The sequence below is a fragment of the Gammaproteobacteria bacterium genome (assembly GCA_032250735.1).
GTDB lineage: Bacteria > Pseudomonadota > Gammaproteobacteria > SZUA-152 > SZUA-152 > SZUA-152.
Genome location: JAVVEP010000048.1, coordinates 1 through 11,185 on the forward strand (window position 1 = coordinate 1; position 11,185 = coordinate 11,185).

General features: G+C 58.9%; 13 protein-coding genes. 6 read left to right on the top strand and 7 right to left on the bottom strand.

The features are described from left to right. Positions 1-420 precede the first annotated feature (420 nt). From RRB22_15290 to RRB22_15300, 3 genes are all read right to left on the bottom strand, one after another. Positions 421-966 carry a DUF2058 domain-containing protein gene (locus RRB22_15290; GenBank protein MDT8385768.1) on the bottom strand — a complete coding sequence of 182 codons (546 nt, stop codon included), beginning with the start codon at positions 964-966 and terminating at the stop codon, positions 421-423. Between the two features lie 60 nt (positions 967-1,026). Further along, the gene (locus RRB22_15295) at positions 1,027-1,728 is read right to left on the bottom strand and encodes a hypothetical protein (protein MDT8385769.1); all 702 of its coding nucleotides are present in this window, start codon (positions 1,726-1,728) and stop codon (positions 1,027-1,029) included. A gap of 458 nt (positions 1,729-2,186) precedes the next feature. Beyond that, the gene (locus tag RRB22_15300) at positions 2,187-2,900 is read right to left on the bottom strand and encodes a helix-turn-helix domain-containing protein (protein MDT8385770.1); all 714 of its coding nucleotides are present in this window, start codon (positions 2,898-2,900) and stop codon (positions 2,187-2,189) included. A 192-nt stretch (positions 2,901-3,092) separates the two neighbouring features. Between RRB22_15300 and RRB22_15305 the strand changes: the two genes are divergently transcribed. Further along, positions 3,093-3,452 carry a group 1 truncated hemoglobin gene (locus RRB22_15305; GenBank protein ID MDT8385771.1) on the top strand — a complete coding sequence of 120 codons (360 nt, stop codon included), beginning with the start codon at positions 3,093-3,095 and terminating at the stop codon, positions 3,450-3,452. 245 nt (positions 3,453-3,697) lie between these two features. Here the strand turns inward: RRB22_15305 and RRB22_15310 are convergent, their stop codons facing one another. From RRB22_15310 to RRB22_15325, 4 genes are all read right to left on the bottom strand, one after another. Beyond that, positions 3,698-4,051 (bottom strand): VOC family protein, encoded by a 354-nt coding sequence (locus RRB22_15310; GenBank protein ID MDT8385772.1) that lies wholly within the window; start codon positions 4,049-4,051, stop codon positions 3,698-3,700. Between the two features lie 53 nt (positions 4,052-4,104). Next, complete coding sequence (locus tag RRB22_15315) at positions 4,105-4,539, bottom strand: NfeD family protein (protein ID MDT8385773.1); 435 nt, start codon at positions 4,537-4,539, stop codon at positions 4,105-4,107. Between the two features lie 30 nt (positions 4,540-4,569). Then, entirely contained in the window at positions 4,570-5,499 is a 930-nt protein-coding gene (locus tag RRB22_15320) for an SPFH domain-containing protein (GenBank protein MDT8385774.1), read from the bottom strand. Positions 5,500-5,683: 184 nt separating this feature from the next. Next, on the bottom strand, positions 5,684-6,598 hold the full coding sequence (locus RRB22_15325; GenBank protein ID MDT8385775.1) for a DMT family transporter: 915 nt from the start codon (positions 6,596-6,598) through the stop codon (positions 5,684-5,686). Positions 6,599-6,748: 150 nt separating this feature from the next. On the opposite strand from RRB22_15325, the gene dapC reads away from it, so the two are divergent. The 5 genes from dapC to RRB22_15350 all read left to right on the top strand — a co-directional run bounded on the left by dapC (position 6,749) and on the right by RRB22_15350 (position 11,126). Next, positions 6,749-7,975 carry a succinyldiaminopimelate transaminase gene (gene dapC, locus RRB22_15330; protein MDT8385776.1) on the top strand — a complete coding sequence of 409 codons (1,227 nt, stop codon included), beginning with the start codon at positions 6,749-6,751 and terminating at the stop codon, positions 7,973-7,975. A 103-nt stretch (positions 7,976-8,078) separates the two neighbouring features. After that, positions 8,079-8,900: a 2,3,4,5-tetrahydropyridine-2,6-dicarboxylate N-succinyltransferase gene (gene dapD, locus RRB22_15335; GenBank protein ID MDT8385777.1), complete on the top strand. Its 822-nt coding sequence runs from the start codon at positions 8,079-8,081 to the stop codon at positions 8,898-8,900. Between the two features lie 14 nt (positions 8,901-8,914). After that, on the top strand, positions 8,915-9,256 hold the full coding sequence (locus RRB22_15340) for an ArsC family reductase (protein MDT8385778.1): 342 nt from the start codon (positions 8,915-8,917) through the stop codon (positions 9,254-9,256). A gap of 129 nt (positions 9,257-9,385) precedes the next feature. Beyond that, complete coding sequence (gene dapE, locus RRB22_15345; GenBank protein ID MDT8385779.1) at positions 9,386-10,528, top strand: succinyl-diaminopimelate desuccinylase; 1,143 nt, start codon at positions 9,386-9,388, stop codon at positions 10,526-10,528. Between the two features lie 208 nt (positions 10,529-10,736). After that, positions 10,737-11,126: a PilZ domain-containing protein gene (locus RRB22_15350; GenBank protein ID MDT8385780.1), complete on the top strand. Its 390-nt coding sequence runs from the start codon at positions 10,737-10,739 to the stop codon at positions 11,124-11,126. The last annotated feature ends 59 nt before the right edge of the window (positions 11,127-11,185 follow it).

Below are 11,185 nucleotides of genomic sequence, written 5' to 3' on the forward strand. Positions count from 1 at the left end.
CCTGTTTCAAAATTCCCGGTGGTTTTTACCCACTAATTCTGCTGAAGAGCCATAAAAAGCTGGCTTACGGATAATAAAACATCATTCTTGCGCACCGTTTTCCGGCGTAGCAGTGGCAATATGGGCAGGTATCGGCCAAAAACAGTCAACCATGATAATTTGCAATTATTCTTGAAAAATACCGGTTGAAACCACCTATATCGGGTGCGAAACACGTTTGGTTTTGACGAATTCGCTTGGAATGATATGGGAAGAGCGAATGCTCTTGAGAAGTTACGGATTCAGGAAAAAGAAAGGGGGCAAGTATCATATTCACTCTTTATCCCTACTTGGCTGGGAAGGCTTACGCCTCATGTTGCTTCTACTTAACTTCCGCGTAGGCACAAAAAAGTGCCCACCCTACCTGGCTGCTGACGTGTGCTACCACATAAGGTCATCGGGGATTTCATAGTCTGCGTATGGATCATCCTCGGCGGGCGCGGCCTGCACCGGGGCATCATTGTGGATGATGCACTGGGCATCGCGTTGTCTGATTTTGTCCGCCACCGGCGCTGGCACCAGGGCATAGGCCTCGCCCAGTTTGGCGATCGCCAGCTGGCCGGACACCAGATGCCGGTGCGCCTGCTCGGAGACATACAGGCGCCTGACCACATTGGCATCGGTAAAGTTGTAGACCACATCACCGTCGCTATCCTTTAGCCGGTTGGTCTCGATCAGCTGGCGGATCTGCGCGGCAATCGCCCGGTTCTCGGCCTCGGCCTTTTTTTCCTGGTTGAGCAGGCGATCGCGCTCCACTTTTTCCGCGAGCGCCTTCTGGGCCAGCAGGGTCGCCTCGTCGGGCGGCACGGCGGCCCCCTTTTTCACCTTCTGCTGCTGATTTTTATACTGGCTCTGCTTGACTTTTTTGGCCTTTTTTTCATCTACCAGGCCGGTCTTTTTCAGCTGTTCAAAAAGCGAATTACCCATCGTGCTGCACTCCGTCGATTGCTGTCATCATCTTCACCATCATTGTTATTCCAGCAGACTCTACTTTCGGTTATTTGTGCCCGGCTCTTTGCGCCTTGTGCCGAGCCAGATCATGTGCCGCGCCCCACCGTGACGGCCCCGCGCCCGGGCGCGAATCTCCTCCACGCCAAAACCGGCCTGCGCCAGGCGTTTGCTGAAGGCCTGATCCGGGCTGATGGACCACACGCCCAGGATACCCTGCGGGCGCAAGGCGTTGAAGGCGGTAATCAATCCGGACGGGCTGTAGAGGCCGTTATTCTCCTTGCGGGTCAGGCCCTCCGGGCCATTGTCCACATCCAGCAGAATCGCATCATAGCCGCCCCGCCCCGCAGCGATGAGCTGCCCGACATCACCTTCATGGACCGTGACGCGGGGATCCTCCAGCGGATGCCCCGCCAGTGCGGACAGCAGCTCCCGATTCCAGCTCACCACCGCCGACACCAGTTCGGCGACTACCACCTCGGCACCCGGCCCCAGCTGCTGTAATGCCGCTGCCAGGGTAAAGCCCATGCCCAGCCCGCCGATCAACACCCGGGGCGAGGTTCGATCCGCCAGCCGCTGACAGGCCAGCTCGGCCAGCGCATCCTCCGAGCCGTGCACCCGGCTGTTCATCAACTCACTGTTACCGGCCTTGATGGAATACTCGTCACCACGGCGGTAAAGGCGCAATTCGCAGCCATCACCCGGCACCGTGGTGCGTTGCAATAATTCCCACGGTCTCATAGTTGCCTCATGGTGTTGGCCAGCATAAGTGGGTATCGTCCATGCGGCGCAATGCCCTGCGGTTATTGCGCCCTACGCAATTGATGGAATACTCGTCACCACGGCGGTAAAGGCGCAATTCGCAGCCGTCACCCGGCACCGTGGTGCGTTGCAATAATTCCCACGGTCTCATAGTTGTCTCATGGTGTTGGCCAGCATAAGTGGGTATCGTCCATGCGGCGCAATGCCCTGCGGTTATTGCGCCCTACGCAATTGATGGAATACTCGTCACCACGGCGGTAAAGGCGCAATTCGCAGCCGTCACCCGGCACCGTGGTGCGTTGCAATAATTCCCACGGTCTCATAGTTGCCTCGGGGTGTTAATAAATACAGTTATAGCTACCGTGCATAAAAGCATTAAATGCTGAATGGACATCTTCCATGCGGCGCAATGCCCTGCGGTTATTACGCCCTACGCACTACCCCGCCGCGCTCCAGCTGACGGTTCCCAATTCCGGATAGGTTCCCAGACGGGAGAGTGGGCTGGCACATAACCAGTCCTGCAGCCGGGCGGCCAGTTTCGGGTCACCCTTTACCGAGATATCACCGTTGCGGACTGCCTCCTTAAACTGAATCTCGCAGATCCAGACCCCCGTCATTGCCGCCAGCGGGGATTCGATGAATACGTCCACCTCGTGGCCGGGATCGTTCAGACACAAATCAATCTCACCATTTTCGGAAATCAGCCACCAGTCACGTGCTCCCTTGGGGGCATCAGGATAAAAAAACTGGATGACAATACGCCGTGCTGGAAACTGTTGGGCATCGACGGTGCGACGCATATCCCACATCAGCAGCCCGGCATCGAGGTCCTCGGCATCCAGGCTGGAGCGCACCCAGCGGTGGCCCCAGGCGCCCAGCAATTCCACCACCGGCCGCAGCTCCCGGCCCGCCTGGGTCAGCGCGTAGACACTGCCCTCACGATTTTTCTCCCGCGTCAGCACGCCCGCCTGTTCCAGCCGCTTGAGGCGTTGTGACAGCAGCGTCGGCGACATCAGCGGCACACCTCGGCGTAGCTCGTTAAATCGCGTGCTGCCCGCCATCAGTTCACGCACCACCAGCAAGGTCCAGCGTTCACACAACAGCTGTGTGGACTGTGCCAATGGGCAGAATTGTCCGTATCCTTTCATCATTCCCCCTCACCAATCGATTGCCGATTCCCGATTTCTAATCGTCCGCACAGCTATCTCGGCCCGCGACACTGGTACAGATTATGTACTTTATGCCTGCAAAAGACACTGTTAGAGTCTGTCCGACAGGGCATGAACGTCACCATAGACACCCGTCTCGCAACATTAACAACTGATTTTACAAGGAGTAAAGAAATGACCGCATCACTTTATGAAAGACTTGGCAGCACCGAGGGTATCACCCGCATTACCAGCGACCTGGTTGACAATCACCTCGGCAACGCCCGCATTGCCAGCCGCTTTGCGAATAGCGATGTGGATACCATGAAAAAGGCGGCGGCCAATTTTGTCATCACCGGCACCGGCGGTCCTGCCGTCTACACGGGCGACGATATGGTGGCCGTGCACGCGGGCATGAATATCGACAGTGATGAGTTCATGGCGGTGCTGGACGACGCGCTGGCAGCGATGGAAAAGAACAATGTCGGTCAGCGCGAGCAGGAAGAGATCCTGTATGTGCTTTACAGCATGAGGTCGCAGGTGATGCGCGGCTGATGTCGCGCACAACCGCCATCACCGCGCCTTGGCAGCTTCTACGTGCTGAGTAAAAGATAGTGCTGAGTAGGAGGCCAGCCCCCTGGCCGATGGGTCGGGTTGGTGAAATTGTTGAGGTTGAATCGCCGAGGGGGATCGGCTCCTACAGGCAGGGTAGGCAGTACCCACCCTGCACGGCTCACCGTTCCAGGAAGTGGGTATTATCCATTCGGCGCAATGCCCTTCGGTTATTGCGCCCTACACCCTTAGCCCTCGATAAACTCCAGGGCGTTGCCGTCCGGGTCACGACAGAACAGTGCGCGGCGTCCCGAACGGCTGAGGGTAAATTTCACGCCCGCTGTCTGTAGCGCATCACACAACGCATCCAGGCTGGCCACCGACAGCGCCACATGACGATCGCGTCCCCCGTGCTCGGGGCGACCGTCACACGGATCGGGATTGGGCAATTCCAGCAGATGTATCTGCTGCCCGCCACACTGCAGCCAGGCACCGGGATAACCCAGATCGGGACGCTGATGATCCTCGACCAGACCCAGCACACCGCAATAAAAGGCCAATGCCTTGCGGGTGTCGGCAACGATCATGCTCACATGTAAAATCGAATACACCGACTATGCCCCCTGTGTTGCCAGCCTGCGCATCAGCCTGAACACTACACCGGCTCCACGTACAACATCATCGGATCGGCAGAGATGACTTTTACGCGCGTCCCTGCCTCGCAGTCGACCCCTGAAACCCGCCACTGCGCATCATCGACATGAATCTTTCCCACCCCGTCACGAATCGGTTCGGTCAGCGTGAAGGTACGCCCCACATATTGCTGGGTGCGGTGGTTAAGGGTTTCGTCCTCCGATTTTGTGGCGTGCTTTTTCGCCCAGAATCGCCACCACACGATACTGCCGACCGACATGATGGCGAACACGATAAGCTGCCACTCCCAGGCCATGCCGGGGAACATCCACAGCAGGAGGCCGACCACGCCCGCCGAAATACCCATCCACAGAAAAAAGGTGGCCGGTGCCAGCATCTCAATAATCACCAGCACCAGCGCCGCTACCCACCAGTGCCAGAATGCTAAATTTTCCATCAACGACTCCTCAAAACACCACGTGAAATATCAGGACTGGTTGGCCTTTTTCAGCAGATCGGTCACCCCGCCGATAGCGCCAATCACTCCGCTGGCCTCTAACGGCATAAATACCATCTTACTGTTGGGCGAGGAACCGATCACCTGAAGCGACTCGATGTATTTTGTGGCGACAAAATAATTGATCGCATTGATGTCACCGGAAGCAATCGCCTCGGAGACGACCCTGGTGGCATTCGCCTCCGCCTCTGCCAGACGCTCGCGCGCCTGGGCATCACGCTCCGCCGCTTCCAGGCGACCCTCGGCCTCTAGAATGGCCGCCTGCTTTTCACCTTCCGCCCGTTCGATTTCGGCCTGCTTTATGCCCTGCGCCTCCAGCACAACTGCCCGCTTTTCACGCTCGGCGACCATCTGTTTCGACATGGCCTGCTGGATATCCGCCGGCGGCTGAATGTCCTTGATCTCCACACGCTGCACCTTAACGCCCCAGGGGTTGGTGGCCTCATCAATGGTTTTCAGCAGCCGCAGGTTGATCTCGTCGCGCTTCGACAATAGCTCATCGAGATCCATCGAGCCCATCACGGTACGCAGCGATGTGGTACCCAGATTGTGAATCGCATAGACCAGGTTATTCACCTCGTAGGCGGACTTTGCAGCATCCATGATCTGAAAATACATCACCCCATCCACCGAAGCGGTGGCGTTATCCTTGGTGATGATCACCTGGCGCTTGATGTCCAGCACCTGCTCCATGAGATTGAGGTTGTGGCCTATCCTGTCGATGAACGGGACAATAATATGCAGCCCCGGATGCAATGTCTTCGTGTACTTGCCCAGGCGCTCGACGGTGAGTGCATGCCCCTGCTTCACTATTTTGACGCCGGCAAAGATCATCACCACTGCCAGCACAACCAGCACCAGCGCAAAACTGCTAAAGCCTATCTCTAATCCATTCATCATCGTTCCTCATCGGTTTTTATCGTTTCTTATCGTAAGGCGCCACATTGACTAACACGACGCGTGAAATTGAAGGGTATCCTTTTCATGTGACTCAATAATAATAAGTGGGTATCTTCCATGCGGCGCAATGCCCTTTGGTTATTGCGCCCTACGCACTATTTTTCCACAGCCGCGGCTGTGGCCCTCACTGTCCGGCCTGTCTCGCGGTGGCACTCCTGACGGACTCCCGCGCTAGCAAATAGGCCGCCAGCATGATCAGGCCGCCGCCAAACCATTCAACCGCAGTGACGATCTCCTCCGTCAGCAGTTGCGCCGAGACGGCCCCGGCCACCAGCTCAAACAGCAGGATCACCGCCGAACGGTGCACCGGCATCCGCGACACGCCATAGACCAGACACAGGCTGGCGATAAAGATGCCCACCACGCCCAGCAGCACCGCACCCATCCAGGCCTCACTGGAGATAGTCGGCCAGGGCGCCTGCGTGACCAGCAGCCAGCCGCCAACCACCAGCACCACCCCCCACCAGCTGACCGCAGCCCTGAGCGGATCCGACAGGTGCCGCAGACGGCGCATCGCGACATTGGAAAACGAGAAACCCATGCCGGCGGTGATCGCAAACCAGTCGGCCCTGTCCTCCGGCCAGGGAAAACCCAGGGTGCTATTCCACAGCATCAACAGCGCGCCGAGCATCGCCAGCAGCAGGATTGCCAGGCCAAAGCGTGACGGTCGCTCACCCAGCCACCACCATGCCAGCAGCGTGCTCCACAGCGGCGACAGATAAAACAGCAACAGCACCCGCAGCACATTGCCCTCCAGCACCGCCAGCACAAAGGCGACATTCAGCCAGCCATTGGCCACGGCGATCAGCAGCATCAGGCCGGGCCGCTCCAGCATCTCCGCCCGTTTTGGCCAGGCCAGCCACAGGCCCGGCAGGGCCGCGACACAAAAGATCACCCAGGTGGTCCACAGCCCGTTCAGGCCCGCGGCCTCCAGCAGGCGCAGCGGATACCATACCGTGCCCCAGAAGGCGGCGGCGAACAGCAGCGCGATCGCCGGGAAAAAACGATGATATTTCAATACATTACTTGATGCGCTCATGGCCTGCTCTGATTCCGTCCCAACGAAAATACCCACACCACATCCGGGGTTCACTGTCGGTGAATCACCCGGCGATCTCCGCTATACTACACGGCCTGTTTTTTCAGACCCTATAAAAACACCTCAGACCTGACCAAAAACACCAAGCACATGAATCCAGACCTTAATCGGCTACATCCGTACCCGTTCGAAAAGCTGCGGGTGCTGAAGGACGGCATTCTGCCACCGGCGGATAAATCGCCCATCGCCCTCTCCATCGGCGAGCCGAAACATGCCGCGCCGGATTTTGTCGTGGCGGAGCTGACGGCGCAACTTCGCGGCCTGGAACACTACCCGCTCACCAAGGGCAGCCTGGCCCTGCGCCAGAGCATCGCCCGCTGGCTGGCGCAACGTTTTGACATCGCCCCGCCGCTGCTGGATCCGGAGCGCCACATCCTGCCCGTGAACGGCACGCGCGAGGCCCTGTTCGCATTCGCCCAGGCGGTGGTGGATCGTCGCCGCGACGCGCTGGTGGCGATGCCCAATCCGTTTTACCAGATTTACGAAGGCGCCGCCTTTCTGGCCGGTGCGGAACCCTGGTTCCTGAACACCCTGCAGGCCACCGGCTTCGTGCCCGATTTTGACACAGTGCCGACCGAGGTCTGGCGACGCTGCCAGCTGATCTACCTGTGCTCGCCGGGCAACCCCACCGGTGCGGTGATCGGCGAGGCCGCGCTGCGCCAGCTGATTGCGCTGGCCGATGAACACGACTTCATTATCGCCGCCGACGAGTGTTATTCGGAAATCTACTTTGACGAGGCCGCACCGCCGGTCGGCCTGCTGCAGGTCGCCGCCAGCATCGGCCGTGATGATTTCAGCCGCTGCGTGGTCTTTCACAGCCTGTCCAAGCGTTCCAATCTGCCGGGGCTGCGCTCCGGTTTTGTGGCCGGCGATGCCGCGATTCTGGAAAAATTTTTGCTCTATCGCACCTATCACGGTTGCGCCATGCCCGGCCCCACCCAGGCGGCCAGCATCAAGGCCTGGGACGATGAGCAACACGTGGCCGACAATCGCGCCCGCTACCGCGCAAAATTCGATGCGGTGCTGGAGATACTCTCGCCCGTGCTGGACGTGCAACGCCCGGACGCCGGTTTTTATCTATGGCCAAAAACGCCCGGGCGTGAGGGCATGACGGACGAAAGCTTTGCCCGCGATCTGTTTGCGCAGCAAAACGTGACCGTGGTGCCCGGCCGTTACCTGTCCCGCGATGCGCAGACCCCGGACGGGCGGACGATCAATCCCGGCGAGAATCGGCTGCGCATGGCCCTGGTCGCACCGCTGGAAGAATGCATTGACGCCGCGCAGCGGATCCGCCGCTTTGTGGAAGACAATGGCTGAGACAATGGCTGAATGCCCAGCGATACAGACACCCTGACTACATACCGTAACAAACCACACGCATACTTGAATCAATAATCCCGTTTGACTGGAGCACAACATAATGACCGATCTGAAAAAAGTCATCGAAGATGCCTTTGAACACCGCGCCAAAATCACCCCCCGCAACGTCGACACCCACGTCAAGGAATATGTGTCCGAGGCCGTGCGTCTGCTGGATGCGGGTGAGCTGCGCGTCGCCGAAAAGGTCAATGGCGACTGGGTGGTGCATGAATGGCTGAAAAAGGCCGTGCTGCTGTCATTCCGCATCGAAGACAATGAATTCATGAAGGGTGGCTTCACCAATTATTTCGACAAGGTGCGATCCAAGTACGCCGACTACAATGCCCGCGATTTTCGTGAATCCGGGGTGCGCGTGGTGCCGCCCGCCTCCGTGCGCCATGGCTCCTACATCGCCCCCAGCGTGGTGCTGATGCCCTCCTACGTGAACATTGGCGCCTACGTCGACAGCGGCACCATGGTCGACACCTGGGCCACCGTCGGCTCCTGTGCCCAGATCGGCAAGAACGTGCACCTGTCCGGCGGCGTCGGTATCGGCGGCGTGCTGGAACCGCTGCAGGCGGCCCCCACCATCATCGAGGACAACTGTTTTATCGGCGCACGTTCCGAGGTGGTGGAAGGCGTCATCGTCGAAGAGGGTTCGGTGATTTCCATGGGCGTGTACATCGGCCAGAGCACCAAGATCTACGATCGCGAAACCGGAGAAGTCAGCTACGGCCGCGTGCCGGCCGGTTCGGTGGTGGTGTCCGGCAACCTGCCCTCCAAGGACGGCAGCTATTCGCTGTACTGCGCGGTGATCGTGAAAAAGGTCGACGCCAAGACCCGCGGCAAGGTCGGCATCAACGAACTGCTGCGCGGCATCTAATTCGTTTCTTACCCATGACCATTCTTTACGGCATCAAAAACTGCGACACCGTGCGCAAGGCCCGCAAGTGGCTGGAGACGCATAACATCGAGTACACGTTTCACGATGTGCGCAGTGACGGGCTGGATGAAAAGCAGCTGCGTGCCTGGGTGAAGTCCGTCGGCTGGGAGCTGCTGCTCAACCGGCGCGGCACCACCTGGCGACAGCTACCGGACAAGGATAAAGAAACCATCGACGAGGCCAACGCCATCCAGTTGATGTTAGCGCAGCCGAGCCTGATCAATCGCCCCGTACTGGTGCATAAAAAGATCACCCACGTGGGTTTCAAACCGACGGAATACCAGACGCTATTTTAGGCCGCCGATTGCCGCACAATGCGTGCAATGAATGAAACAACCGGGGTACGATCCGCTTACTGAGCGATTCCGCGCCGCGCCTGCCCGGCACACGCCGCAAAACAACATAACCAGAGATTGCAAACGACAATGCCTGCACACCAATCCGATACCCTGGCCCTGGCCAAAGACCTTATCTCACGCCGCTCCGTCACCCCCGAAGACGCCGGTTGTCAGGAGCTGATGATCGCCCGCCTGGAGGCGCTGGGCTTCGTGATCGAGCGTCTGCGTTTCGGTGATGTCGACAATTTCTGGGCGCGACGCGGCACCAGCGCCCCGCTGTACGCCTTTGCCGGCCACACCGATGTGGTCCCCACCGGCCCCGAGGGCCAGTGGCAACACCCGCCGTTTGCACCCACGGTCAGGGACGGCATGCTCTACGGCCGGGGGGCGGCAGACATGAAGGGCAGTCTGGCGGCCATGGTGACGGCCTGCGAACGCTTTATCGCAGCGCATCCCGCGCACCGGGGCTCGATCGGATTCCTCGTCACCAGTGACGAAGAGGGGCCGTCCATCAATGGCACGGTAAAGGTGGTGGAGCATCTCGAGGCACGTGGTGAGAAGATGGATGGCTGCCTGGTGGGCGAACCCTCCAGCACCCGGGTGGTGGGTGACGTGATCAAGAACGGCCGCCGTGGTTCACTGGGCTGCGTGCTCAACGTGCATGGCGTGCAGGGACATGTGGCCTATCCCCATCTGGCGGACAATCCCATTCACGCCGTGGCCCCGGCGCTGGCGGAACTCTGCGCAGAGCGCTGGGACAACGGCAATGAATTTTTCCCTGCCACCTCGTTCCAGATTTCCAACATCAACGCCGGCACCGGCGCCACCAACGTGATCCCCGGCGAAGTGGAGATCGTGTTCAACTTCCGTTATTCCACCGAGACCACGCACGAACAGCTCCAGCAACGGGCGGAAAGGATTCTCGACAAACATCACGTGAAATATACCGCCAACTGGACGCTGTCCGGCTACCCCTTCCTCACCCCCAGTGGCGCACTGGTGGATGCCGTGTGCGCCGCAGTGCAAGCAGTGCAGGGGATCGAGGCCGAACTGTCCACCGCCGGCGGCACCTCGGATGGCCGCTTTATCGCCCCCACCGGCGCCCAGGTGGTGGAGCTGGGGCCGACCAATGCCACCATCCATAAAATCGACGAATGCGTGGCGGTGGAGGATCTGGATAGGCTATCGAGCATGTACGAACACATGCTGGGGTCCCTGCTGGGAGGCTGAAGGGTCCGTTGCCAACACGCTGTGCCCTTTTGCGCCGACGGTTTCTCGCCGGCTGCGGATCCGGTGCCTGGATATATCCGCCTCAATCGCTACTCTTTATACAGTGTTCTGCCGTATGCTCACGTTACCCGCCACACAACGCTGGCGGGGGTTTCTGTATAACCGGTATTGACTGACACCTCACTGAGCGCGAAAAGGTTTATAGACCATGGACAAGCCTGCATCTCCAGACGAGCAACACACCGAGCAACGGAAGTTTTCGCGTATCCCGTTTGATGCCACGATCCATCTGGTCAACGCGCAGGGTAGCTGGAACTGCCAACTGCTGGACATCTCCTTAAAGGGAATGCTGGTGGTCACCCCCGCAGCCTGGCATGCCAAGTACGGCGATCACTTCCTGGCCGAGATGTTGACCGACAATTCCGATGCCACCATTCGCATGGAGGTCTCGGTGATACACATGGAAAATCACCATACCGGCTTTCGCTGCGAACATATCGACCTGGACAGCATCTCGCATCTGCGGCGTCTGGTGGAACTCAACCTCGGCGACCCCGACATCCTCCACCGCGAACTGAGCGAGTTGGGTAAAGCTTAATTCCGTAGATACTGTTATCCCCATCAACCCCCATGCAATCCTGGATTAAACATTTTTCC